This window comes from Rhodopseudomonas palustris (assembly GCF_013415845.1).
GTDB classification, from domain to species: domain Bacteria; phylum Pseudomonadota; class Alphaproteobacteria; order Rhizobiales; family Xanthobacteraceae; genus Rhodopseudomonas; species Rhodopseudomonas palustris_F.
Genome location: NZ_CP058907.1, coordinates 3,784,270 through 3,808,039, shown reverse-complemented (window position 1 = coordinate 3,808,039; position 23,770 = coordinate 3,784,270). Strand labels below are relative to the sequence as shown.

Below are 23,770 nucleotides of genomic sequence, written 5' to 3'. Positions count from 1 at the left end.
TCCCCGCAGCGCGGAGAGATGAAGCGGGCTGCGTCCTCAGGCCGCCGCCGGCTTGGCAGCCTTGCTGATCGTCAGCGCCGCGGCGGCGGCGATCACGCACAGGGCGCCGGCGATGAAGAAGGCCGGCAGGTAGCTCGCCAGCAGGTCGCGCGACAGGCCGGCGCCGAACGCGGCGGTGGCGGCGCCGAGCTGATGGCCGGCGAAGATCCAGCCGAACACCAGATTGGCGCGCTCGGGGCCGAACTTCTGCGCCGTCAGCCGCACTGTCGGCGGCACGGTGGCGACCCAGTCGAGTCCGTAGAACACCGCGAACAGCGACAGGCCGTAGAACGAAAAGTCGGTGAACGGCAGCGCCAGCAGGCTGAGGCCGCGCAGGCCGTAGTACCAGAACAGCAGCCAGCGATTGTCGTAGCGGTCGGCCAGCCAGCCCGACAGGATGGTGCCGATGAAATCGAACACGCCCATCGCTGCGAGCAGGCCCGCGGCCTGCACCTGCGGGATGTTGAAGTCGGCGCAGAGCGGGATCAGGTGAACCTGCACCAGGCCGTTGGTCGACGCGCCGCAGATGAAGAAGGTGCCGAACAGCACCCAGAACACCCGCGTCTTGGCCGCGTCGCGGAGCGCGCCGAGTGCGGCCGCTGCGATCGAGCCCGGCACAGCCTGGGCCGACAGCGGCACCGGCTCGGTGCTGGTGTCGCCATAGGGCCGCAGCCCGACGTCGCTCGGCCGGTTGCGCATCGCGATCAGCACCGCGATTGCGGCGACGCCGATCAGCGCGCAGACGTAAGCCATCGCGATCCGCCAGCCGTAGCGCTCGGTGAGCGAGGCGAGGATTGGCAGGAACACGAGCTGGCCGGTGGCGACGCTCGCGGTCATCATGCCGATCACCAAGCCGCGGCGGGCGACGAACCAGCGCGTCGCCACCGTGGCGCCGAGCACCAGCGCGGTGAGGCCGGTGCCGACGCCAACCACGACGCCCCACAGCAGCATCAGCTGCCACAGCGATGTCATTGCCAGCGACGCGATCAGTCCGATCGAGACCACCACAAGCGCAGTCAGCGTCACCTGCCGCAGACCGAACCGGTTCATCAGCGCAGCGGCGAACGGCGCCATCAGCCCGAACAGCACGAAGCGGATCGACAGTGCGGACGAAATATCCGCGGTGCTCCAGCCGAATTCCTGCTGCAGCGGCACGATGAAGACGCCGGGGGCGCCGACCGCGCCGGCATTGACCAGCGCGGTGAGGAAGGTGACGCCGACCATCACCCACCCGTAATGGATGTTGCGTCGGGCCAGCGCGGCGGCGAGGGCGTCGGAGATCATGCGGCGGTCCTGTCGGCGAGCGCGCCGGCGCAGGATGCGGACCGGCTATTGAAAATGATGTCCATCATATAAATTACCGGCGGCGACGCAACTCGAAGATCGCCCAAGATCGCGTGAACGGCGGTCAGCGTTTGCGGTTGATGAAATCCGCCATCAGGGCCTGCGGCTCGCCGGTCAGATACGACTGGCCGAACACTTTGACCGAATGCGCAACCGCCTGCGGTAGCGGCATGTCTTCCCACGCCGCCATCAGCGCCTTCTGCGCCCGCATTGCCTGCGGCGCGCCGGCGAGCAGGGAGTCGACCAGATGCTCGACCGCCGCATCGAGCTCGCCCGGCGGCGCGATCTTGTCGATCAGGCCCCAGGCAAGCGCGGTGTCGGCGTCGATGTTTTCGGCGGCCATCACCAGGAAGCGCGCCCGCGACCAGCCGATCAGCCGCGGCAGCAGGGCGGCGTGGATCACCGACGGAATCCCGACCCGCACCTCGGGCATGCCGAATTTGGCGTCGTGCGTGGCGACACGGAAATCGCAGGCGGCGGCGAATTCCAGGCCGCCGCCGAGGCACCAGCCGGGAATTCGCGCGATCACCGGATAGGGCACGGCGCGCACCGCCTCGCACAGCTCCGCAAGCCCGGTGATGAAGCGCTCGGCGGAACTCTGATCGAGCGTCGCCATCTCGTTGATATCGGCGCCGCCGATCATGCTGCGTTCGCTCTGTCCCGCGATGATGAGCACGCGCAGGCTCTGATCTGCTGCGAGTTGCTGCAGCCCATCGCGCACATCGGTGATCACCGCGGTGTTCAGGATGTTGAGTTTGCCAGCGTTGCAGATGGTGAGGCGCGCGACGCCGCGGGAATCGCGGTCGACGCCGCAATGGGTGTTGAGCATCTGCATGGTGGATCTCGTCAGCGAGGGCGGGGCAGGCGCGGCATCATGCCCGGTAATGCTGGGGGGCTGTCAAGCATCCAGCCGGCGCGCTTGTCGCGACCTGGAATTTATAATATGAGTAGCATCATATAAAAACAGGAGCCCGCCGATGACGATGCTCGATGCCGCTGCGCCGCCCGATCTCGCAGGCTTGTTCGCGCCCGCGCAGCGCCGCAGCCGCACCGTCGATTGGCAGGAACCGGGGCCGGTCGCCCGCGCCGCGATGGCGATGTCCGGCCTGGAAGTAATGCAGGCGATCCGTGACGGCCGGCTGCCGCCGCCGCCGCTCGCGCGGCTGATCGGCTTCAAGATGGCCGAAGTGCATCGCGGCCGGATCGTGATGCAGCTCGATCCCGACCAGAGCCTGGAGAACACCGCGGGCCTGCTCCACGGCGCGATCGCAGCCGCGCTGCTCGACACCGCAATGGGCTGCGCGATCTCGACGCAGCAGCAGGCCGGGCAGGGCTCGGTGACGATGGATCTGAAGCTCAGCTATCTGCGGCCGCTGTCGGTGCGCTCCGGCACGATCGTAGCCGAGGGGCGCGTGGTGAAACTCGGCCGGCAGTCGAGCTACACCGAGGGCTTCGTCTATGACGGCGCCGGCAAGCTGGCGGTGCACGCCACTGCAACTTTCGCGATGCTGGGCGCCGCGCCTGCTGCGGCGCCACATCCGCACGAATTCTGAGGTCAACCGAAACTTGAGGCAAACGCCCGCGTTCGGTGTCATAATATGATCCTGAACATGGCATGGACCGCCGATGCGCTATTCGAAGGAACACAAGCAGGAAACCCACGACCGCATCGTCCGGCGGGCGTCGGTGAAGCTGCGCGAAAAGGGCGCCCACGGCATCGGCGTCGCCGATCTGATGAAGGATGCGGGCCTCACCCACGGCGGGTTTTACGCGCATTTCGCCTCGCGCGAGGCGCTGGTGATCGAGGCGTTCAGCTACGCGATGGACCGCTCGACCGAGCGCTGGCGCAAGCTGGCGGAGGAACTGCCGCCGGAGCAGCGGCTGGCTGCGCTGATCGACGGCTATCTCAGCGCAAGCCACCGCGATGATCCCGGCCGCGGCTGCGCGGTGCCGGCGCTCGGTGCAGAGATTGCGCGTGAAAGCCCGAAGACCCGCAAGGCGTTCGCCGCCAAGCTCGACGCGATGATCGCGATGATCGCGGCGCAATATGTCGACGCTCCGCCGAAGACCGCCCGCAAGCAGGCGATGGCGACGCTGGCGACGATGATGGGAACGCTGGTGCTGGCGCGGATCGCCGGCAGCGGCGAATTGTCCGACGAGATCCTCGCCGCCGGCCGCGAAGCCGCGCTGGGCGAGGCCGGTGCCTCTGGGTCGAAAAAGCCGACGCGGGTGATCACGGCCAAGCCGAAAAGGACCGCAGCCAAGGCCGCGGCACGGTCGGCCGTGCAAGACTGAAACCTGCTTGCAATCGCCTCCGCTGCGGCCGACGGTGGCCGCATGCCGCAGCGCAGCCGCTTGCGCATTTCGGCACAGGTGTCGCGCGTCCTGGGCCTTCCCAAACCTGAAAAAATTCTGTTCAAGGGGATGAGAACACAGCCTTTCAGGAGGAAGTCCATGCGCACGGTCGGGCATTTCATCGGCGGCAAAGAGGTCGAGGGCAAGTCGGGGCGTTTCGCCGACGTGTTCGAGCCGATGACCGGCGAGGTGAAGGCCAAAGTTGCCCTCGCCACCAAAGCCGAGCTCCGCGCAGCGGTTGAAAACGCCAAGGCCGCGCAGCCGGAATGGGGCGCCACCAATCCGCAGCGCCGCGCCCGCGTGCTGATGAAGTTCCTCGAATTGGTGCAGCGCGATTACGACAAGCTCGCCGAGCTGCTCGCGCGCGAACACGGCAAGACCATCCCCGACGCCAAGGGTGACATTCAGCGCGGCCTCGAAGTCGCCGAATTCGCCTGCGGCATTCCGCATCTGATGAAGGGCGAATACACCGAGGGCGCCGGCCCCGGCATCGACATCTATTCGATGCGCCAGCCGCTCGGCGTCGTCGCCGGGATCACCCCGTTCAACTTCCCGGCGATGATCCCGATGTGGAAGTTCGCCCCGGCGATCGCCTGCGGCAACGCCTTCATCCTGAAGCCGTCCGAGCGCGATCCCGGCGTGCCGATGGCGCTGGCGGCGCTGATGCTCGAAGCCGGTCTGCCGCCGGGCATCCTCAACGTCGTCAACGGCGACAAGGAAGCGGTCGACGCCATCCTCGACGATCCGGACATCAAGGCGGTCGGCTTCGTCGGCTCCTCGCCGATCGCGCAGTACATCTATGAGCGTGCGGCGCAGACCGGCAAGCGGGCGCAATGCTTCGGCGGTGCCAAGAACCACGCCATCATCATGCCGGATGCCGATATCGACCAGACCGTCGACGCGCTGATCGGCGCCGGCTACGGCTCGGCCGGTGAGCGCTGCATGGCGATTTCGGTCGCGGTGCCGGTCGGCAAGGCCACCGCGGACGCGCTGATGAGCAAGCTGATCCCGCGCGTCGAGGCGCTGAAGATCGGTCCGTCGACCGATCCGACCGCCGATTACGGCCCGCTGGTTACCAAGGAAGCGCTGGAGCGCGTCAAGAACTACGTCGATATCGGCGTCAAGGAAGGCGCGACGCTCGCGGTCGACGGCCGCGGCTTCAAGATGCAGGGCTACGAGAACGGCTTCTACATGGGCGGCTGTCTGTTCGACAACGTCACCAAGGACATGCGGATCTACAAGGAAGAGATCTTCGGCCCCGTCCTGAGCGTCGTCCGCGCCCATGATTATGCCGAAGCGCTGTCGCTGCCGTCCGACCACGACTACGGCAACGGCGTCGCGATCTTCACCCGCGACGGTGACGCCGCCCGCGACTTCGCCGCCAAGGTCAATGTCGGCATGGTCGGCATCAACGTGCCGATCCCGGTGCCGATCGCCTACTACACCTTCGGCGGCTGGAAGAAGTCCGGTTTCGGCGACCTCAACCAGCACGGCCCGGACTCGATCCGGTTCTACACCAAGACCAAGACCGTCACCTCGCGCTGGCCGTCGGGCGTGAAGGAGGGCGCGGAGTTTTCGATCCCGCTGATGAAGTAAGGTAGGTTTCGGAGAGGATGGTCATGCCGTCAGCATGATGGAGGGAACGATGGCGGAAGTAGTCATTCCTGATGTCGCAGAGGAGACGATTGCCATCTACCGGGAGCGGGCGCGGCTTCACGGTCGCTCGCTCGAGGAAGAGTTGCGCGACCTCCTCGAGAGCCACCGCCCGTTCTCGCGAGCAGAGCGGGCGGCGCTGTCACGACGCTTCCTGTCCGAGTATCCGGACGTTCAGCCGTCGCTGACCGCCGAGGAACGACGCGAAGGGCTGATGTGAATTGGCCTATCTCGTCGACGCCAGCATGGCGGTGAAGTGGCTCGTCACCGAGGAGGACAGCGAGCGCGCCCACGCGCTGCTCGATTCCGATGCCGACCTGCTGGCGCCGCGATTTGTCTTCGACGAGGCGGCTAACGTTCTCTGGAAGAAATGCAGGCTCGGGTTGCTGCAGCCGGACGACGCGATCAGCCGAATGCGTCAGCTTCCCGGATTTTTCGATCAGATCGTTGCCGATGCCGATGTGGGCAAAGTTCTCGCGCTTGCGATCAAACTCGACCATCCTGTTTATGATTGCATCTATCTGCAAGCGGCGCTCGATCTGGGCTTCCCGCTGGTCACGGCCGACACCCGATTGACCAGGATGGCTCGACAGATTCCGACGCTGACCATTCATGACCTCGCCAAGATGGACATGCCTTGACAGCCATTGATCAGTTTTCCCTCAACGAAGATCAGCGCGCCATTCGTGACATGGCGCGCGACTTCGCGGCCGAGAAGATCGCGCCGCACGCGCTGCAATGGGATGAAGACAAGCACCTGCCGCTGGATGTGATCCGGGAAGCGGCGGCGTTGGGCATCGGCGGCATCTACATTCGCGATGACGTCGGCGGCAGCGCGATGACTCGCTTCGACGCGGCGCTGATCTTCGAAGCGCTGGCGACCGGCTGTCCGTCGGTGTCGGCCTTCATCTCGATCCACAACATGGCGGCGTGGATGATCGACAGCTACGGCTCCGATGCGCAGCGTCAGCGCTGGCTGCCGAAGCTGTGCAGCATGGAGCAGGTCGCCAGCTACTGCCTGACCGAGCCGGGCTCCGGCTCGGATGCCGCGGCGCTGCGCACCCGCGCGGTGCGCGACGGCGATCACTATATCCTCAACGGCCAAAAGCAGTTCATCTCCGGCGCCGGCGCCAACGACCTCTATGTCGTGATGGTGCGCACCGGCAGCGACGGTCCCGGCGGCATCTCGACGCTGGTGGTCGAGAAGGACACGCCGGGCCTCTCGTTCGGTGCCAATGAGCGCAAGATGGGCTGGAACGCGCAGCCGACCCGCACCGTCATTTTCGAGAACGCGCGGGTGCCGGTCGCCAACCGGCTCGGCGACGAAGGCATCGGTTTCAAGATCGCGATGGCCGGGCTCGACGGCGGCCGGCTCAACATCGGCGCCTGCTCGCTCGGTGGTGCCCAGGCGGCGCTGGATAAGACGCTCGGCTACATGAAAGAGCGCAAGGCGTTCGGGAAGCGGCTCGACGAATTCCAGGCGCTGCAATTCCGGCTCGCCGACATGGCGACCGAATTGGAGGCCGCACGCACCTTGCTGTGGCGCGCCGCCGCGGCGCTCGACCGCAAGGACGCCGATGCCACCAAGCTGTGCGCAATGGCCAAGCGCTTCGCCACCGATGCCGGCTTTGGCGTCGCCAACGAGGCGCTGCAACTGCACGGCGGCTACGGCTATCTGGCCGAATACGGCGTCGAGAAGATCGTGCGCGATCTGCGCGTGCACCAGATCCTCGAAGGCACCAACGAAATCATGCGGCTGATCGTGTCGCGCAAGCTGCTCGAGGCCAATCGATGAATGGTGCCGTGACCGAACCCGATCTGATCGTCCGGCGCGAAGGCGCCGCCGGTGTGATCCGTCTCAACCGGCCGAAGGCGATCAACGCGCTGACGCTGGAGATGGCGCGCGAGCTCGATCGGGCGCTCGACACATTCGCTGCCGATCCGGACGTCGCTCTGATCCTGGTCGAGGGCGCCGGTGAGCGCGGGCTGTGCGCCGGCGGGGACATCGTCGGCCTCTACAACAGCGCGCGCGAAGGCGGCGATCTCGGCAAGGTGTTCTGGCGCGAGGAATACATCACCAACGCTCGAATCGCGAAGTATCCGAAACCCTATGTGGCGTTCATGGACGGCTTGGTGATGGGCGGCGGCGTCGGCATCGCCGGCCACGGCAGCCACCGCATCGTCACCGACAAGACCAAGATCGCAATGCCGGAAGTCGGCATCGGCTTTTTCCCCGATGTCGGCGGCACCTGGCTGCTGACTCGCTCGCCCGGCGAGATCGGCACGTATTTCGGACTCACCGGCGACATCATGAACGGCGCCGACGCGATCCACGCGCAATTCGCCGATGCCTATGTGCCGACCGCGAACTGGGCGGCGCTGCGTCAGGCGCTCACCGAGGCACCGAGCGGCGCGTCCGCCGAGCAGGTCAGCGGCATCATCGCGCGCTTTGCGGAACAACCGGCCCAAGGCCCCGCCGAACTGCATCAGGCCGACATCGACCGCTGGTTCGGGCACGATACGATCGAACAGATCGTCGCCGCGCTGGAGAGCGATGCGTCGGAGTTCGCGCAAGCCGCGCTGAAGACGCTGCGGATCAAATCACCGACCAGCCTCAAAGTGACGCTGAAGCTGCTGCGCGCCGCGCGGCACAGGGCGTCGCTGGAAGAGTGTCTGGTGCATGAATATCGCGCCGCACTGCAAGTGTTCGTCAGCGACGATTTCGTCGAGGGCGTCCGTGCCGCGGTGATCGACAAGGACCGCCAGCCGAAATGGCGGCCTGCGACGATCGCAGAGGTGACGCCGGAGATCGTGGCGCGCTACTTTGAAGATCGCGGCGACGACGAGCTGAAATTTCCGGGCTGAAGCACCGGGGACAGTCAAGGGGAGGAAGGGGACATGACGGATATCGCATTCATCGGTCTCGGCAATATGGGCGGGCCGATGGCGGGCAATCTCGCCAAGGCCGGCCGTAAGGTCGCCGGTTTCGATCTGGTGGCGGCCTCGTGCGAGGCGGCGAAGGCCGAAGGCGTCACGATCGCGCCGACCGCGATCGACGCGGTGAAGGGCGCCGGCGTCATCGTCACCATGCTGCCGGCCGGCAAGCACGTGCTGGCGGTCTGGAACGAGATCCTGCCGCACGCCGCCAAGGGCGCGCTGATCATCGATTGCTCGACCATCGACGTCGAAAGCGCCGTGCAGGCGCACGCGCTCGCCGCCAAGCACGACATCGCTTCCGTCGATGCGCCGGTCTCCGGCGGCACCGGCGGCGCCAAGGGCGCGACGCTCACCTTCATGGCCGGCGGCAGCGAGGCCGCGTTCGCGGCGGCGAAGCCGGTGCTCGAGCAGATGGGCAAGAAGATCGTGCATTGCGGCGGCGCCGGCGCCGGCCAGGCGGCAAAGATCTGCAACAACATGATCCTCGGCATCTCGATGATCGGCGTGTCGGAGGCGTTCACGCTCGCCGAGAAGCTCGGCCTGTCGCATCAGGCGCTGTTCGATGTCGCGTCGACCTCATCGGGACAGTGCTGGTCGCTGACCAGCTATTGCCCGGTGCCCGGCCCGGTGCCGGCTTCACCCGCCAACAACAGCTACAAGCCCGGTTTCGCTGCGGCGCTGATGTTGAAGGACCTGAAGCTGTCGCAGGAAGCCGCCAAGGCCGCCGGTGCCTCGACCCCGCTCGGCCAGCACGCCGCCGAGATCTACGCCGCGTTCGAACAAGCCGGCCACGGCGGCACGGATTTTTCCGGAATCATCAATTACCTGCGCGAGCAGGGGCGGAAGTAATCAGTCTGATGTCTGGCACGACCGCTCCCCGATCCAGCCGTCATGCGCGGGCTCGACCCGCGCATCCATCGTTTTCGCAAGGATGATGGATGGCCGGATCAAGTCCGGCCATGACGGATGAGGAAGTGGTTGCGGTCGCGCCTCGTAAGCGAGGTGCTTCATGACCACGTTCCAGCAAGCCCGTTCGTTTCTGCTCCAACACCGCACCGACTACGACAAGGCCGTCGCCGGCTTCCGCTGGCCCGATCCGGCGCCGTTCAACTGGGCGCTCGACTGGTTCGATGCCGAGCTCGCGGCTAGTCCCGATAGCCGCGACCGCGCGGCGCTGTGGATCGTCGACGGCGCCAGCGGCAGCGAGGTCAAGCCGACCTTTGCGCAGCTCTCCAAGCGCTCCAACCAGGTCGCCAACTATCTGCGCGCCAAGGGGCTGAAGCGAGGCGATCATCTGCTGCTGCTGCTCGGCAACGTCGTGCCGTTGTGGGAGACGATGCTTGCGGCGATCAAACTCGGTCTCGTCACCATCCCGGCGACCACGCTGCTGACGCCGGAAGAGCTGCGTGACCGGCTCGACCGCGGCCGCGCCAAAGCAGTGGTGGCGGCGCCGGATCAGGTCGCCAAGTTTGCCGGCCTCGGCGGCGACGATCTGCTCCGCATCGTCGTCGGCGACGCACAGGACGGCTGGCTCGCTTACGCCGAGACCGCACAGCAACCCGATGCGTTCACGCCGGACGGCCCGACGAAGGCCGACGATCCGATGCTGCTGTATTTCACCTCCGGCACCACCGCGAAGCCGAAGCTGGTGCGGCACAGCCAGCGTAGCTACCCGGTCGGTGCGCTGTCGACGATGTTCTGGCTTGGGCTGCAGCCCGGTGACGTGCACCTGAACATCTCCTCGCCGGGCTGGGCCAAGCATGCCTGGAGCTGCTTCTTCGCGCCGTGGAACGCGGGCGCGACGGTGTTCGTCGTCAACCAGCCGCGGTTCGATGCCAAGAGCCTGCTCGCCACCATCGGCCGCTGCGGCGTCACCACGCTGTGCGCGCCGCCGACGGTGTGGCGGATGTTCATCCAGGAGAAGCTGGCGGACTATCATGTCAGCCTGCGAGAGGTCTGCGGCGCCGGCGAGCCGCTCAATCCGGAAGTGATCGATCAGGTCAAAGCTGCGTGGGGGCTTACCATTCGCGACGGCTACGGCCAGACCGAGACCACCGCGATGGTCGGCAATTCACCGGGCCAGAAGGTGAAGATCGGCTCGATGGGGCGGCCGCTGCCGGGCTACGTGGTCAAGATCACCGATGCCGACGGTCAGCCCGCCAAGGAAGGCGAGATCACGCTGGCGCTCGGTGAAGCGCGCCCCGCCGGGCTGATGCAGGGTTATCAGGGCGAGGGCGGCAAGCTCACGGGCGCCGACGGCGAGGTGTATCGCTCCGGCGACGTCGCCTTCGCCGACGAGGACGGCTATCTGACTTTCGTCGGCCGCACCGACGACGTGTTCAAATCCTCGGACTACCGGATCTCGCCGTTCGAACTCGAGAGTGTGCTGCTGGAGCACGACCTCGTAGCTGAAGCCGCGGTGGTGCCGAGCCCGGATCCGATCAAGCTGGCGATCCCGAAAGCCTATGTGCTGCTCACCGCAAATGCCGTGCGCTCGCGCGACACCGCGCTGTCGATCTTCAAGCACATGCAGGGCCGGCTGGCGCCTTTCAAGCGGATCCGCAAGCTGGAGATCGTCAGCGAGCTGCCGAAAACGATCTCCGGCAAGATCCGCCGCGTCCAGCTCCGCCGCATCGAGCACGACAACGATCAGGCCGATAGCTTGCGCGGGCTCGCATTCTCCGAGGAGGACTTCCCGGAGCTGAAGGCCGCGCCGGCGAAGGATGGTTAGGAGAGGTCGCCGTCGCGCTGTGTCTCAGCGGGATGGCGGCTGGCTCTTGCCCGGCGGATAGACGGTAGTCAGCGTCGCGCGCAGATGCTGGTCGAGCTTGGTCTCTGCGGCCTCGGCGTCGCGTGCGAGCACGAGGTCGGCCAATTCGCGATGCGCGGCGATGAAGTACCGGCCGCTTTCGATGCTGCGCATCATCACCCGCCGATAGCGATAGGCCTGATCGTACAGGTCCGAATGCGCGGCCAGCAGGCGAGGAGAGCCGCAGGCTGCGAGCAGGCTGGTGTGAAACGCCTTGTGCAGCCGATCGAACTCCGGCGTGCCTTCGCGGAAATCGTTGGCGTTGCGCTCCACGTAGCGCTGCATCTGGTGCAACGCCGCGACGATCCCGGCCTCCCAGGCGTCGCCGCCGTTGTCGATCGCGAGCCGTAGCGCCTCGCGTTCGATCACCGTCCGCATCCGCGTGATGTCGAGCAGATCGTCGCGGCTGACTTCGGCGACGCGGAAGCCGCGCTGCCCGATCGCGACGATCAGCCCGCGCGACGTCAGCCGCGACAACCCTTCGCGCAGCGGCGTGGCGCCGATCTCGTAACGGCGCGCCAGCTCGACGATGCCGAGCTTCGATCCCGGCGGCAGCTCGCCCGAGACGATATCGCGCTCGAGCAGGTTGGCCGCGCGCTCGCTGAGCGTGTCGCTGGTGGCGATCTCCGGGTCTGGGGCAGCGGCGAGTTTGGTCATCCGTCAAGCTCTGCACCGGCCGGCAAGCCGCGTCATCACGTTTTCGCACGCGGCAGCCGGGTCGGCTTGTTTATCGATATTTTTCATGATTGTATATTTTACCACAACAAGAACAAGGGTGACTTTGGTGAAGCTTGCAACCTTTCGGGTCGATGGAAGCGAACGGATCGGCATCGTTCATGACGGCGATCGGCGCTTGTTCGATCTCGCCGCGGCCGCCGATCGCGTAGGCGCCAGCAATCCCGCTTTCGCATCCATGCTCGGTCTGATCGATGCCGGCGACGCGGCGCTCGATGCGGCGCGGTCGTTGTTCGACAAGCACGGCAAGGACGACAGCCTGTCGCGCGACGTCGCCTCGGCCGAGATTCTCGCGCCGGTCCCGGAGCCGCGCCAGATGCGCGACGGCATGTCGTTTCCGCTGCACATCCTGCAGGCGCCGCGCGGCCAGCGAAAACTCGCAGCGCGCGCCAAGGGCGACATGGACGAGCTTGCCCGGATCGATGCCGAGCCGCTCGGCGAATTGCCGGAGGTCTATCGCAAGCAGCCGATCTTCTACATCACCAACCGCTTCTCGGTGCGCGGCACCAATACCGTGGTGAAATGGCCGCGCTATTCGGCGGTGATGGACTACGAACTCGAATTCGGCATCATCACCAAGCGCAAGGGCGCGAACATTTCGGCCGCGCAGGCCAAGGACCACATCTTCGGCTACACGATCTTCAACGATTTCTCGGCGCGGGATGCGCAACGGGTCGAGATGGAGGGGCGGCTCGGGCCGGCCAAGGGCAAGAGCTTCGACGGCGGCAATGTCATCGGCCCTTGGATCGTGACGCCGGACGAGATCGGCGATCCCTATCGGCTGAAGATGGAGGCCCGCGTCAACGGCGAGGTGCGCTCGCGCGGCGTGACCGAGGGCATGCTGTTCTCGTTCGAAGAGATCATCGCGCATGTCAGCCGCGACGAAACGCTGATGCCGGGCGAGTTCATCGGCTCGGGCACCGTCGGCAACGGTTGCGGTCTGGAGCTCGGCTGGTTCCTGGAGCACGGCGACGTCATCGAACTCGAAGTCGAGAAAATCGGTATCCTGAAAAACAAGGTCGAGCGGCAGCAAGCCTGACCATCAACAAGCCGGAGGAAACGCGATGGCGAGAAAGCTGATCGACATTTCGGTGCCGCTGCAGAACGACGTGCCGGCCGATCCTCCCGGCAATCATCCGACGATCCAGTATATCGATCATCAGCAGGGACTGCCGCGCATGCTGCAGTTCTTCCCGGGCCTGAAGGCGGAGGATTTGCCGGACGGGCAGGGCTGGGCGGTCGAGCAGGTGTCGCTGTCGACGCACAACGGCACGCATCTCGATGCGCCCTGGCATTTTCATCCGACGATGAATCGCGGCGAACGCGCGCTGACGATCGACGAAGTGCCGCTCGACTGGTGCCTGCAGCCGGGCGTCAAGCTCGACTTCCGGCATCTGCCGGACGGTTACGTCGTCACCGCCAAGGACGTCGAGAACGAACTCGAGCGGATCGGGCACACGCTGGCGCCGCTCGAGATCGTGGTGGTGAACACCAGCGCCGGCGCCAAGTTCGGGCGGCCCGACTACGTCAATTCCGGCTGCGGCGTCGGCTACGAGGCGACGATGTATCTGCTCGAACGCGGCGTCCGCCTGACCGGCACCGATGCGTGGAGCTGGGATGCGCCGTTCGTGTTCACGGCGCAGCGCTACGCGGAGACCAAGGACGCCAGCCTGATCTGGGAAGGCCACAAGGCGGGCCGCCACATCGGCTATTGCCACCTCGAGAAGCTGCATAATCTCGAGCTGCTGCCCGCGACCGGCTTCATGGTGTCGTGCTTCCCGGTCAAGATCGAGCGCGCGTCCGCAGGCTGGACGCGCGCCGTCGCAATCCTGAACGATTAGGAGGGCGCCGGTTCGGCGCCCGCGCTTACTTGTACTCGCGCTCGTCCCACCACGGGAAGTAGGGCGGCATGTCGGCCGACACCTTGTTCTTGAACTGCGCCGGGCGCTTTTCCAGGAACGAGGAGACGCCTTCCTTGACGTCGTCGGAGCGACCGCGCTCGTAGATGCCGCGGCTGTCGATCTTGTGGGCTTCCATCGGATCATCCGCGCCCATCATCCGCCACATCATCTGCCGGATCAGCGCCACCGACACCGGCGCGGTCTTGGCGGCGATTTCCTTGGCCAGCGCGCGCGCGGTGTCGAGTAATTGATCGGCCGGCACCACGCGGCTGACGAGCTTACCTTCGAGTGCTTCCTGCGCCGGGAACACGCGGCCGGTGTAGCACCACTCCAGCGCCTGGGCGATGCCGACGATCCGCGGCAGGAACCAGCTCGACGCTGCTTCGGGCACGATGCCCCGCTGCGAGAACACGAAACCGAACCGCGCCGCTTCCGACGCGATGCGAATGTCCATCGCCAGCTGCATGGTGACGCCGATGCCGACGGCGGGGCCGTTCACCGCCGCGATCACCGGCTTCAGGCACTTGAAGATCCGCAGCGTCACCTGGCCGCCGCCGTCGCGCACCTGCGGGTCGGAGTAGTCCGCCGAGCCGTCGGCATTGCGGCGCACCGGGCCGCGGCGGGCGTCGCGATCGAAGGTGTCGGCGCCGGACGAGAGATCCGCGCCGGCGCAGAACGCGCGGCCTTCGCCGGTGACGATGATGGCACGCACGTTGTCGTCGGCGTCGGCCTTGTCGAACGCCTCGATCAGTTCGTGCTGCATCGTCGGATTGAAGGCGTTGAGCTTGTCCGGCCGGTTTAGCGTGATGGTGAGGATTTGATCGGCGACCTCGTATCTGATGGTCTCGAACGGCATCTGGTTTCCTCCAGCGTGTTTTTGTTTGTACGACGTCATGCGCGGGCTCGACCCGCGCATCCATCTTTATGAAGGAGATGGATGCGCGGGTCGAGCCCGCGCAATGACATTGTGCTTGGGACGACAGGCGCTTTAGCGCGGCGCCACCGGCCACGGCTTCTGCTCACCGCGCAAGCCTTCGAAGGCCTTCGCCATGCGCAGCACGCCGAGATCGTCGAAGCGCTTGCCGACGATCTGAACGCCGATCGGGAAGCCCTTCGTGCTGTAGCCGGCGTTGATCGACGCGGCGGGATTCTCCGCCATATTCCAGGGCACGGTATAGAGGATGTGATCGAACGGCTTGTCCGGATCATTCCAAGGCGAAGCAACGTCGGCGGCGAAGCTCACCACCGGCGCCACCGGCGAGATCAGATAGTCGATGCCGGCAAACAGCTTGGCGCCGAGCGCGCGCACCGCCATAGTCTGGTTGAATCCGCGTATCACCTCGACGCCGGTCAGCCGCGCGCCGGGCTCGGCCCAGCGCACGATGTAGGGCAGCACCTTGGCGCGCTGCTCGTCGGAGAATAGCGCCAGATCGCTCCACATCCGCGCCCGCCAGAAATTGTCGAGCCCGTCCATCATCTCGCGGGTGAAGCCGAGTTCGACCGGCTCGACGATCGCGCCCTGCGCCTCGAAGGTGCGCGCCGCCCGCGTGACGACGTCGCGTACCTCGTCCTCCAGCGCCATGCCGAAGCCGAGATCGGTGAGCAGGCCGATCCTCTTGCCGCGTAGCGTGGTGTCGAGATCACTCCAGTCGAAATCGTGCGGCGGCAGGCTCATGCCGTCGCGGCCGTCGGGCTGCGACAGCACGCTCATCATCAGCGCGGCGTCGTCGACGGTGCGGGTCATCGGCCCGGCGCAGCGGCCGACATAAGGCGGATCGATCGGCACGCGGCCGAGTGAGGGCTTCAACGCGAAGATGCCGCACCACGCGGCCGGCAGCCGCACCGAGCCGCCGATATCGGTGCCGAGATGCAGCGGCCCGTAGCCGGCCGCGCCCGCGGCGCCGGCGCCGGCGGAGGAGCCGCCGGTGTTCTGCGTCACGTCCCACGGATTGCGGGTGACGCCGTGGAAGCTCGACAGTCCCGACGACAGCATGCCGAAATCCGGCATCGTCGTTTTGCTCCACAGAATGCCACCGGCTTCGCGCAGCCGCGCGGCCGGCGGCGCATCGGCCGCGGCCGGCGTCAGCGGCGTGATCGGCACGCCGAGCGGCACCGGCACGCCTTCGGTGGCGACGTTCTCCTTGATCGTCACCGGCACGCCGTCGAGCAGGCCGAGCGGCTCGCCCTTGGCCCAGCGCGCGGTCGAAGCCTGCGCCGCCTTGCGCGCGGTGTCGGGATCGAATCCGTACAGCGCATTGATATGCGGCTCCCAGCGCGTCGCCTGGGCGATCACCGCTTCCATCACCTCGCTCGGCGAGAACTGCTTGCCGTAATAGCCGGCGAGCAGTTCGGTGGCCGAGAGGTCATGCAGCGCGGTGGCGGTGGTGGCGAGGCCGTCAGACATGCGTAGCTCCGTCGTGGCCGCCGACCGGCAGCCGGGTTTCGATCAGCCGGGCGAACATGCTGGCGCCGACCGGCAGGATCTTGTCGTCGAGCAAGAAGCCCGGGTTATGCAGCGGCACGTTGCCGTCGTGGCCGATCCAGAAATAGGCGCCGGGCACCGCCTGCAGCATATCGGCGAAATCCTCGCTGCCCATCTTCGGCGTTTCGCGCGTCTTCACATTGGCGTCGCCGACGATGCTGCGCGCCACCTCGGCGACGCGCTCGCTGTGCTCGGGCGCGTTCACCAGCACGCTGAAGATGTCGCGGATGTCGACCTTGATGTCGACCTCGAACGCCGCCGCAATGCCGGCCGCGACCGCGCGCATCCGGGTCCGGATCAGGTTGCGGATCTCGTCGGAGAACGCGCGCACCGTGCCCGCGAGCCGGGCTTCGCCGGGGATCACGTTATAGGCCGAGCCGGAATGGATCTGGGTGATCGACAGCACCGCCGACTGCAGCGGATCGACGTTGCGGCTGACGATGGTCTGCAGCGCCTGGCCGAGCGTCATCGCGATCACCACCGGGTCCTTGGAGCGCTCCGGCATCGCGCCGTGGGCGCCGTAGCCCGAGATGGTGATGTCGAAGAAATCGGCGCCGGCCATCGCCGGGCCGGGCCGGATCGCGATCTCGCCATGGCCGAGGTCCGGCGCGTTGTGCAGGCCGTACACTTCGTCGCACGGAAATTTCTCGAACAGGCCGTCCTTCAGCATCGCGCGCGCGCCGCCGAGCCCTTCCTCGGCGGGCTGGAAAATGAAGTGCACGGTGCCGTCGAAATTGCGAGTCTCGGCCAGATAGCGCGCGGTGCCGAGCAGCATGGTGGTGTGCGCATCGTGGCCGCAGCCGTGGAAGCGGCCCGGGATGGTCGAGCGCCACGGCAGGTTGGTGGCTTCGTCCATCGGCAGTGCGTCCATGTCGGCGCGCAGGCCGATGCGGCGGCTGCCTTCGCCTTTGCCCTTCAGCACGCCGACGACGCCGGTGCCGCCGATGCCGCGATGCACCTCGATGCCCCATTGGCCGAGCTTCTCGGCGACGATGCTCGAGGTCCGCACCTCTTCGAAGCCGATCTCGGGATGGGCGTGAAGGTCGCGGCGGATCGCGGTCATTTCGTCGGCGAAGGCGTCGATACGGTCGATGGTCGGCATGCGCGGGTCACCTCGGCTGTGGCGGGCTCTATGGGACGTCTCGGGCGGCCTGCATGCAAGGAACGGGCAACAGCGGGGCAGGGCAGAGGGAGAGCGGAATCGGCATCGGCTTGAGAGAGACCGCCGCGCCCGACGCCGCAGGCGCCGTGCGTATTCCAGCCGACAATGCGGGGCGATGTCAAAGCGCGCGGACGGCGAAGCCGCCGCACCGCTGCAACCCCGCTTTGCGTTGCGCCGCCGGGTCGATTATGAATGCGGCGCACTGGCGCGGAACTTGGCAATGTCACGGCCGCCGAGCCGGACAGCCACCGCCGCAGCCGCCAGTTTTCGGCGGCCTCGCGGTCCGGGATGCGGGCGTGGCGAAATTGGTAGACGCAAGGGACTTAAAATCCCTCGGCTCGAAAGAGCTGTGCCGGTTCGACCCCGGCCGCCCGCACCACACCCTCTGCCCGATCAATGGTCTGGCGACGATCATCGCTGCCGCAGAAGCCGCCTCGGACGTGGCAAAGTTGATAGTTCAGCGCTCTCCCAGTTGATTAAGGAGTTCGCCCGGTCCGATGTCGCTGACAGGCCCGCGCCGCCAGGCTTCCGACAGCTGTCTGAATTCGCCCGGCGTCATGCCGAACTGGCGGCGGAAGGCGCGCACAAAGCTCGAATCTCCGCTGAATTGCAGATCCAGGGCGAGATTGATCAGGCGCGTGCCGCGGGCTTGCGGCGCGATCAGCAGGCGAAGAGCACGATTGAGACGCTGATCCTGGATGTAATGCGCCAGACCGCCATCGGGCCCGAACAGTCGATACAGGCTGGCGCGCGAAACGCCGAAACGGCGGATGATATCCTCCGTGCTGACCCGGTCGCTTTCGAGACGTGCGCCGATATGCTGCTTGATGGCCGCCAGCAGCAATCGCCGTTCGGCGCGTCCGTTCGCGCCGTGCGCGTCGGCGGAGCGTCCGACGGCTTCCGCCATGACGTCGCACATCACGTCGACGACCGTCTTGGTGTCGGTGGCGCTGCCGTCGCTGTCGGGCTGCTGCCACAACTCCGCGAACTGATCGGCGAGCAGGCGGGCTCGTCGGTCGTCGGCAGCCAGCATGATGCCGCTCACTGAATCCGGATGCGCCAGCCGCGGCGCCAGCAGCCGGCGCGGCACCACCAAAGTCATCACCCGCGACGGCTTGTCGTCGCTGCCGCCGAGTTCGGCAAAGTTCGGCTGCGCCATATCGTTGAGGCAGATATCGCCCGGGTGCATTGTAATGTCGCGGCGCCCGACCACGAAGCGCATCCACCCATCGAGGCACAGCGTGATCTGATAGTGATCGAGCCCGCCGCGCGCGACATGCGCCGGCGTCCGGTCGTAGCGGACCGGTGGGCCGACGGATTCGAGCAGCAGCCAGCCGCCGGCCAGCTTGGCCTTCGAAACGACCAGAAAATCCTCTGGCGGGCCCATTGGAGTGACGTCGCAGACCGCGGTTGTGGCGGCACGCAAGTCCGCCAGCGTTTGTCTGATCACTCTGTGATCGGCAGCAGTCTCACTCATGCACGTTTGGTCCGCGTTCGGCAGGCGTCGCCCGCGGCTGGACATGCTCGGGTCTGCGTCTCGCGGCAACACGATAGCGGTTTGTAGTCACCGCCAGATCGCTCCGCAAGCGGCCGCGTGCCAAGGTTCAGTTCGACGGGAATGTGAGGGGTGTTCTCGCGCTGCGCGAGCATCTGTGCCGCCGGTGCATCACCGCGCTCTAATTCGGCGCCTGAGACGCTGGGTACATCGGGCCTACTGACGCGCTGCTAGCGTCTGCTGAAGGGCCGCGCGCGTTGTTGCCCACGAGTGAAATGAACACCATGAAAATTGCGCCTATCCGACGTTTGCCTGTAGCACCGAGGCGATCAGCTCTTTTTTTGCGCGGGCAGTTCCGCGACAGAGCCGTATCGAAATCGGCTCTGTTGGTTGCGATACTGCCGCTGTCGGCCCTCCTCGCGACACCTGTGCACGCTGACATCGATAATTACGGTCTGCTCACCGGCATCAACTCGAACCCCGGCCAAGCGGTCGAGTTCTCGACCTTGACCAACACCACCATCGGCTCGGTCATCACGGTCGGAAGCCTGCCGCGCAATGCCGTGTTCTCGCCGGACGGTCGCTACGCCTATGTGGTTAACAACGGCGGCAGCGTCTCGGTCCTGGACGTCGCGGCGCACACCGTCGTCGGCACGATCGGAGTCGGCACCGACTCCTCCGGGATCGCGATCAGCCCGGACGGGAAATTCGTCTATGTGACGAACTATTCCAGCAACTCGGTCTCGGTGATCTCGAGCGCCACCAATCAGGTCGTCTCCTCGATTTCCGCGTCGAGGCCCTATGGCATAGCCGTATCGGCGGACGGCGGCACACTCTATGTGACGAACCTCCAAGGCGCCTCGGTGACGGTCATTGACGCGGCGAGCGGAACGGCGCTCACATCGGTCTCCGTGGGTATCTCTCCGGTAGCAGTCGTCGTGTCGCGCGACGGCAGCCGGATCTATGTCTCGAATGAAGGCAATGGCGGTTCGCTCTCGGTCGTCGACACAGCGAGCCGGACCGTGGTGGCCACCATCAATGGGCCGGCCGGAAATGCCGCCCTGTCTCCCGACGGCAGTCGCCTTTATGTGACGGACCAAGGGAGCACGCTTTATGTTATCGACACGGCCGCCAACAGGGTCCTCACCACCGTAACACTTCCCGATGGCACGGTCGGCATTACCGTGAGTGCCGACGGATCGCGGGTCTATGTCTCGAGCGGCACCGGTGCAACGGTGCTCGACGCGGCGACGAACAACGTCATCGCCACTGTGAGCACCCCGATCTCCGGCAATTTGAGCTTCGGCACCGGCTGGATCGGCCCCAACGTCATCGTCGCGGCCGGCGGCGCGGTGTCGGCCAGCAGCGATGCGGCGCTGACGGCGCTTGGCTTCGGCCAATACGTCAACTTCAACGGCGGCACGGTGAAGCTCGATGGGTCTTTCAGCACGGCGCGGACGATTTCGCTGCTGGCGCTCGGCGGCGTCATCGACACTAGCGGCTTCAACCTGACGCTGAACGGCACCATCATCAACGACGGCCAGTTGACCAAGGCCGGTCTCGGCATCCTCACGTTGACCGGCGCCAACACCTATGCGGGCGGCACACTGGTGACGGGGGGCCTGATCAACTTCAATGCCTTGAACAATTTCGGCTCCGGCAGGATCACGCTCGACGGCGGCGGTCTGCAATGGGCGACCGGTACCTCGACCGACGTCTCGTCGCGGCTGGCCGCGATCGGCAGCGGCGGCGCCACCTTCGACACCAACGGCAGCAACGTGACATTCACCAGCGGGCTCTCGGGCGTCGGCGGCATCACCAAAGCCGGCGCCGGTTCTTTGGTCCTGAGCACCGCCAACACCTACACGGGCGCTACGCTGATCAACGCCGGCACACTGGCACTGAGCGGCGCCGGCAGCATCGCGTCTTCGAGCGGCGTCACCGTCGGTGCAGGGGCTAGCTTCGACATCTCCGGCATCACGGCCGGCGCGACCATCGCGACGCTGGCCGGTGCCGGCACGGTCGCGCTCGGCAATCGGACGCTGACGCTGTCGAGCGCATCGACGGCGTTCGATGGCGTGATGACCGGCATCGGCGGCCTGACGCTCGCCACGGGCCGCCAGACGCTGACCGGCACCAACAGCTATAGCGGTCCCACGACGGTCAATGCCGGCATGCTCATCGTTAATGGCTCGATCGTCCATTCGGCGACGTCGGTTGGCAGCGGTGGAACATTGGCCGGCACAGGAACAGCCGGCAACGTCACAGTTGCGAGCGGCGGCACGCTGGCGCCGGGCTCCGGTGTCGCCGGCACCTCGCTCAGTATCGCCGGCAGTCTCGCATTCCAGTCGGGCGCGCTGTACCAGATCCAGGTGAGCCCATCGGCCGCATCCCTGGCCAATGTCAGCGGCGCCGCGACGCTGGCCGGCACCGTGCAGGCGGTGCTGTCGCCCGGCAGCTACCTCACCAAGACCTACACGATCCTGACGGCGGCGAGCCGCTCCGGCACGTTCGACGGGTTGACCACCAGCGGCCTGCCGGCCGGATTCCAGGCGCGGCTCGACTACTCGGTGCCGAACAGCGTGATGCTCGACCTGCAGGCCGGACTCGGCGGCACCGACGGGCTCAATCTCAATCAGCGCCGCGTCGCCAATTCGCTCAACAATTACTTCAACGCGGGCGGCTCGCTGCCGCCGGCCTTCGTCGGCCTGTTCGGACTGACCGGCAGCCAACTCGGCACCGCGCTCAGCCAGCTCTCCGGCGAGGCGGCGACCGGCGCCCAGCAGAGCGCGTTCCAGATGGGCACGGCGTTCCTCGGCCTGATGACCGATCCGTTCGTCGAGGGCCGCGCCGAAGCTGAGGACGCCGGCGCGCTCGGCTATGCGCCCGAGCGAGGGGCGCTGCCGGCCGGCATCGCCTCGGCCTATGCGGCGATCACCAAGGCGCCGCCGCGGCCGATGCACCTCTATGAGCCGCGCTGGAGCCTTTGGGGCGCGGCTTATGGCGGCGGCAGCCGGATCGACGGCGACGCGGCGATCGGGAGTAACGATCTGACCTCGCGTAGCGGCGGCGTCGCGGCGGGTGCCGACTATCAGCTCTCGCCGTACACGCGGTTCGGCTTTGCGCTGGCCGGCGGGCAGAGCAGTTGGAATGTCGGGCAGGGGCTCGGCAGCGGCCGTGGCGATGCCTTCCAGATCGGCGTCAACGCGCGCACCAGCTCCGGTCCGGCCTATTTGGCCGCCTCGCTGGCCTTCGCCAATTACTGGATGTCGACCGACCGCATGTCGTTCGCGGCGACGCGGAGCACCGCGAGCTTCGATGCGCAAAGTTATGGCGGCCGGCTCGAGGCGGGCTGGCGCTTCGCGTCGCCGCTCGTCGCGGTGACGCCTTATGCGGCCGTTACCGCGCAATGGTTCGACACGCCCGCTTACAGCGAGACCAGCCCCAGCGGCCTGTTCGGCCTCAACTACGCCAGCCGCGGCGCCACCGATACGCGCGGCGAAACTGGTGCGCGGTTCGATCGTAGTGTTGCGCTTGATTCCGGCACGGCGCTGATACTGCGCGCGAAGCTCGCTTATGCGCACGACTGGATCAGCGATCCGTCGCTGCCGGCGACCTTCCAGGTGCTGCCTGGGGCCAGCTTCATCGTCAGTGGCGCCGCGCCGACGCGCGATTCCGGCCTCGCCTCGGTGGGCGCCGAGTTGCGTTTCGCCGGAGGCCTCGTGATCAGTGCCAAATTCGACGGCGAGTTCGCCGCCCATGCTCAGACCTACGCCGGCACGGCAACGCTGCGCTATCTGTGGTGACGGATGGTGGCCGAGACGATCGCTGGAGGGTGGGACGCTCCCCAGCCGAAAGGCGCCTTACGGACAGCCCAGTTGCCTCACACACCGCGATGCTTCGTTGCGTGTCGTCGTCAGCCTGCCTTCGCCGCATCCTCCGCCTGACCGAACACCCGATCCAGCACCGGCAGGATCGAGGCGTCGTCTTCGGCGTTCATGTCTTTCTCGGCGGCGAAGTGCCAGTCGCTGTCGCGCGGCACCGGCGTCGAGGCGTCGCCGCGCTGGATTTTGGTCTGCAGGTCCGACAGCGAGCGTGACCAGTAGTGATTGAGCCTGAGCAGGTCGAGCACCGGGCGATCGCCCTGGAACGGCCGGCCCATGGTGTCGATGGTTTCGCCCCGCCAGTATTTGTAGAGATGTACGTTGCGGATGGCGCGGATCCAGCGCGGGTTGGCGATGGTCTTGGCCGAAATCTTCGACAGCGGCGAGCGCTTGGTGAAGGCGCGGCTGATCGGCACCGGCGGCCGCTGCTCGTGACCGGCCGAACCGAAATACGGCGAGAACACGCCGACCGCGGGCGCGCCGTCGAACCGGCCGAGTACATCGGTGACCTTGTCCGCGACCGGCGAGAACAGAAACTCGTCGATGTCGATGAACGCCATCCACTTCGCGTCCAGCATGTGATGCTTGATGCAGTGGCGATACGCCGGCAGCTGCCCGACCTCGACCGGCCAATCGGTCAGCGTCACTAGGCCGCGCGCGATCCACGGCGCCAGCACGTCGCGGAAATGGTCGGTGCTGAAATTGTTGTAGAGGTAGAAATGGCCGACGCCGACGGCCTCATGGAAGCGCAGCCATTCGTCGAGGAACGGCGCCTCTTCGCGGAAGATCGCCACCACGGCCAGCGTCGGCACGTCGCGCTGCGCGACGATGCGGTCGCGTGCCCGCGCCCGCCACACCCAAGGTGCACGCAGCATTTGCTTCAATCCCGACACCGCTCGCTCCTTGGAAAATCCGGTCGATATTGCGGCGCGACACTGTTCCAAACCTGCCGGTTTGGCAAGGCAAGCCAGGCG

General features: G+C 66.5%; 20 protein-coding genes and 1 tRNA gene. 13 read left to right on the top strand and 8 right to left on the bottom strand.

Annotation, left to right across the window (positions count from 1 at the left end; translation table 11 throughout):
* Positions 1 to 36 precede the first annotated feature (36 nt).
* Both HZF03_RS17410 and HZF03_RS17405 read right to left on the bottom strand, forming a co-directional pair.
* Positions 37 to 1,323: an MFS transporter gene (locus HZF03_RS17410; protein ID WP_119017223.1), complete on the bottom strand. Its 1,287-nt coding sequence runs from the start codon at positions 1,321 to 1,323 to the stop codon at positions 37 to 39.
* Between the two features lie 124 nt (positions 1,324 to 1,447).
* Positions 1,448 to 2,218, bottom strand: coding sequence for an enoyl-CoA hydratase (locus tag HZF03_RS17405; RefSeq protein WP_119017222.1), 771 nt, complete (start codon positions 2,216 to 2,218; stop codon positions 1,448 to 1,450).
* Between the two features lie 142 nt (positions 2,219 to 2,360).
* Here HZF03_RS17405 and HZF03_RS17400 point away from each other — a divergent pair, with 142 nt between their 5' ends.
* From HZF03_RS17400 to HZF03_RS17360, 9 genes are all read left to right on the top strand, one after another.
* Positions 2,361 to 2,936, top strand: coding sequence for a PaaI family thioesterase (locus HZF03_RS17400; RefSeq protein ID WP_119017221.1), 576 nt, complete (start codon positions 2,361 to 2,363; stop codon positions 2,934 to 2,936).
* Positions 2,937 to 3,009: 73 nt separating this feature from the next.
* Positions 3,010 to 3,678, top strand: a complete 669-nt coding sequence (locus HZF03_RS17395; protein ID WP_119017220.1) for a TetR/AcrR family transcriptional regulator — start codon at positions 3,010 to 3,012, stop codon at positions 3,676 to 3,678.
* Between the two features lie 159 nt (positions 3,679 to 3,837).
* Positions 3,838 to 5,334 (top strand): CoA-acylating methylmalonate-semialdehyde dehydrogenase, encoded by a 1,497-nt coding sequence (locus HZF03_RS17390; RefSeq protein ID WP_011158992.1) that lies wholly within the window; start codon positions 3,838 to 3,840, stop codon positions 5,332 to 5,334.
* A 49-nt stretch (positions 5,335 to 5,383) separates the two neighbouring features.
* On the top strand, positions 5,384 to 5,611 hold the full coding sequence (locus HZF03_RS17385) for a FitA-like ribbon-helix-helix domain-containing protein (RefSeq protein WP_042441641.1): 228 nt from the start codon (positions 5,384 to 5,386) through the stop codon (positions 5,609 to 5,611).
* A gap of 1 nt (position 5,612) precedes the next feature.
* Positions 5,613 to 6,032: a type II toxin-antitoxin system VapC family toxin gene (locus tag HZF03_RS17380; RefSeq protein ID WP_119017219.1), complete on the top strand. Its 420-nt coding sequence runs from the start codon at positions 5,613 to 5,615 to the stop codon at positions 6,030 to 6,032.
* Positions 6,029 to 7,186, top strand: a complete 1,158-nt coding sequence (locus HZF03_RS17375) for an isobutyryl-CoA dehydrogenase (protein WP_119017218.1) — start codon at positions 6,029 to 6,031, stop codon at positions 7,184 to 7,186. The genes HZF03_RS17380 and HZF03_RS17375 overlap by 4 nt, the downstream gene beginning before the upstream one ends.
* A complete protein-coding gene (locus HZF03_RS17370; protein ID WP_119017217.1) occupies positions 7,183 to 8,256 on the top strand; it encodes an enoyl-CoA hydratase/isomerase family protein in 1,074 nt (357 codons plus the stop codon). The genes HZF03_RS17375 and HZF03_RS17370 overlap by 4 nt, the downstream gene beginning before the upstream one ends.
* A 33-nt stretch (positions 8,257 to 8,289) precedes the next feature.
* A complete protein-coding gene (gene mmsB, locus HZF03_RS17365; RefSeq protein WP_104512052.1) occupies positions 8,290 to 9,177 on the top strand; it encodes a 3-hydroxyisobutyrate dehydrogenase in 888 nt (295 codons plus the stop codon).
* 160 nt (positions 9,178 to 9,337) lie between these two features.
* Positions 9,338 to 11,059: an AMP-binding protein gene (locus tag HZF03_RS17360; RefSeq protein WP_119017216.1), complete on the top strand. Its 1,722-nt coding sequence runs from the start codon at positions 9,338 to 9,340 to the stop codon at positions 11,057 to 11,059.
* Positions 11,060 to 11,083: 24 nt separating this feature from the next.
* Here the strand turns inward: HZF03_RS17360 and HZF03_RS17355 are convergent, their stop codons facing one another.
* Positions 11,084 to 11,794 (bottom strand): GntR family transcriptional regulator, encoded by a 711-nt coding sequence (locus tag HZF03_RS17355; RefSeq protein WP_119017215.1) that lies wholly within the window; start codon positions 11,792 to 11,794, stop codon positions 11,084 to 11,086.
* A 127-nt stretch (positions 11,795 to 11,921) separates the two neighbouring features.
* Here HZF03_RS17355 and HZF03_RS17350 point away from each other — a divergent pair, with 127 nt between their 5' ends.
* Both HZF03_RS17350 and HZF03_RS17345 read left to right on the top strand, forming a co-directional pair.
* Positions 11,922 to 12,911 carry a fumarylacetoacetate hydrolase family protein gene (locus HZF03_RS17350; RefSeq protein WP_119017289.1) on the top strand — a complete coding sequence of 330 codons (990 nt, stop codon included), beginning with the start codon at positions 11,922 to 11,924 and terminating at the stop codon, positions 12,909 to 12,911.
* A gap of 25 nt (positions 12,912 to 12,936) precedes the next feature.
* The gene (locus HZF03_RS17345) at positions 12,937 to 13,713 is read left to right on the top strand and encodes a cyclase family protein (protein WP_104512055.1); all 777 of its coding nucleotides are present in this window, start codon (positions 12,937 to 12,939) and stop codon (positions 13,711 to 13,713) included.
* A gap of 25 nt (positions 13,714 to 13,738) precedes the next feature.
* Here the strand turns inward: HZF03_RS17345 and HZF03_RS17340 are convergent, their stop codons facing one another.
* The 3 genes from HZF03_RS17340 to HZF03_RS17330 all read right to left on the bottom strand — a co-directional run bounded on the left by HZF03_RS17340 (position 13,739) and on the right by HZF03_RS17330 (position 17,357).
* The gene (locus HZF03_RS17340; protein ID WP_119017214.1) at positions 13,739 to 14,629 is read right to left on the bottom strand and encodes a crotonase/enoyl-CoA hydratase family protein; all 891 of its coding nucleotides are present in this window, start codon (positions 14,627 to 14,629) and stop codon (positions 13,739 to 13,741) included.
* A gap of 132 nt (positions 14,630 to 14,761) precedes the next feature.
* Positions 14,762 to 16,177 carry an amidase gene (locus tag HZF03_RS17335; RefSeq protein ID WP_119019036.1) on the bottom strand — a complete coding sequence of 472 codons (1,416 nt, stop codon included), beginning with the start codon at positions 16,175 to 16,177 and terminating at the stop codon, positions 14,762 to 14,764.
* Positions 16,170 to 17,357 carry a M20 aminoacylase family protein gene (locus HZF03_RS17330; RefSeq protein ID WP_119019037.1) on the bottom strand — a complete coding sequence of 396 codons (1,188 nt, stop codon included), beginning with the start codon at positions 17,355 to 17,357 and terminating at the stop codon, positions 16,170 to 16,172. The genes HZF03_RS17335 and HZF03_RS17330 overlap by 8 nt, the downstream gene beginning before the upstream one ends.
* Positions 17,358 to 17,707: 350 nt before the next feature.
* Between HZF03_RS17330 and HZF03_RS17325 the strand changes: the two genes are divergently transcribed.
* A tRNA-Leu gene (locus tag HZF03_RS17325) sits at positions 17,708 to 17,796 on the top strand.
* Between the two features lie 78 nt (positions 17,797 to 17,874).
* On the opposite strand, the gene HZF03_RS17320 is transcribed toward HZF03_RS17325, so the two are convergent.
* Positions 17,875 to 18,894 (bottom strand): helix-turn-helix domain-containing protein, encoded by a 1,020-nt coding sequence (locus HZF03_RS17320; RefSeq protein WP_159059372.1) that lies wholly within the window; start codon positions 18,892 to 18,894, stop codon positions 17,875 to 17,877.
* 446 nt (positions 18,895 to 19,340) lie between these two features.
* Here HZF03_RS17320 and HZF03_RS17315 point away from each other — a divergent pair, with 446 nt between their 5' ends.
* Positions 19,341 to 22,718 (top strand): autotransporter domain-containing protein, encoded by a 3,378-nt coding sequence (locus HZF03_RS17315; protein ID WP_165858148.1) that lies wholly within the window; start codon positions 19,341 to 19,343, stop codon positions 22,716 to 22,718.
* A 110-nt stretch (positions 22,719 to 22,828) separates the two neighbouring features.
* Here HZF03_RS17315 and HZF03_RS17310 read toward each other — a convergent pair whose 3' ends face one another.
* Complete coding sequence (locus tag HZF03_RS17310; protein WP_234832278.1) at positions 22,829 to 23,671, bottom strand: glycosyltransferase family 92 protein; 843 nt, start codon at positions 23,669 to 23,671, stop codon at positions 22,829 to 22,831.
* Between the last annotated feature and the right edge of the window lie 99 nt (positions 23,672 to 23,770).

Bases quoted from the DNA above. Each gene is read 5' to 3' on its own strand.
- HZF03_RS17395 (WP_119017220.1), top strand. From the start codon at position 3,010: ATGCGCTATTCGAAGGAACACAAGCAGGAAACCCACGACCGCATCGTC.
- HZF03_RS17390 (WP_011158992.1), top strand. From the start codon at position 3,838: ATGCGCACGGTCGGGCATTTCATCGGCGGCAAAGAGGTCGAGGGCAAG.
- HZF03_RS17345 (WP_104512055.1), top strand. From the start codon at position 12,937: ATGGCGAGAAAGCTGATCGACATTTCGGTGCCGCTGCAGAACGACGTG.
- HZF03_RS17405 (WP_119017222.1), bottom strand. From the start codon at position 2,218: ATGCAGATGCTCAACACCCATTGCGGCGTCGACCGCGATTCCCGCGGC.
- HZF03_RS17360 (WP_119017216.1), top strand. From the start codon at position 9,338: ATGACCACGTTCCAGCAAGCCCGTTCGTTTCTGCTCCAACACCGCACC.
- HZF03_RS17340 (WP_119017214.1), bottom strand. From the start codon at position 14,629: ATGCCGTTCGAGACCATCAGATACGAGGTCGCCGATCAAATCCTCACC.
- HZF03_RS17310 (WP_234832278.1), bottom strand. From the start codon at position 23,671: ATGCTGCGTGCACCTTGGGTGTGGCGGGCGCGGGCACGCGACCGCATC.
- HZF03_RS17335 (WP_119019036.1), bottom strand. From the start codon at position 16,177: ATGTCTGACGGCCTCGCCACCACCGCCACCGCGCTGCATGACCTCTCG.
- HZF03_RS17370 (WP_119017217.1), top strand. From the start codon at position 7,183: ATGAATGGTGCCGTGACCGAACCCGATCTGATCGTCCGGCGCGAAGGC.
- HZF03_RS17355 (WP_119017215.1), bottom strand. From the start codon at position 11,794: ATGACCAAACTCGCCGCTGCCCCAGACCCGGAGATCGCCACCAGCGAC.
- HZF03_RS17400 (WP_119017221.1), top strand. From the start codon at position 2,361: ATGACGATGCTCGATGCCGCTGCGCCGCCCGATCTCGCAGGCTTGTTC.
- HZF03_RS17320 (WP_159059372.1), bottom strand. From the start codon at position 18,894: ATGAGTGAGACTGCTGCCGATCACAGAGTGATCAGACAAACGCTGGCG.
- HZF03_RS17410 (WP_119017223.1), bottom strand. From the start codon at position 1,323: ATGATCTCCGACGCCCTCGCCGCCGCGCTGGCCCGACGCAACATCCAT.
- mmsB (WP_104512052.1), top strand. From the start codon at position 8,290: ATGACGGATATCGCATTCATCGGTCTCGGCAATATGGGCGGGCCGATG.
- HZF03_RS17385 (WP_042441641.1), top strand. From the start codon at position 5,384: ATGGCGGAAGTAGTCATTCCTGATGTCGCAGAGGAGACGATTGCCATC.
- HZF03_RS17330 (WP_119019037.1), bottom strand. From the start codon at position 17,357: ATGCCGACCATCGACCGTATCGACGCCTTCGCCGACGAAATGACCGCG.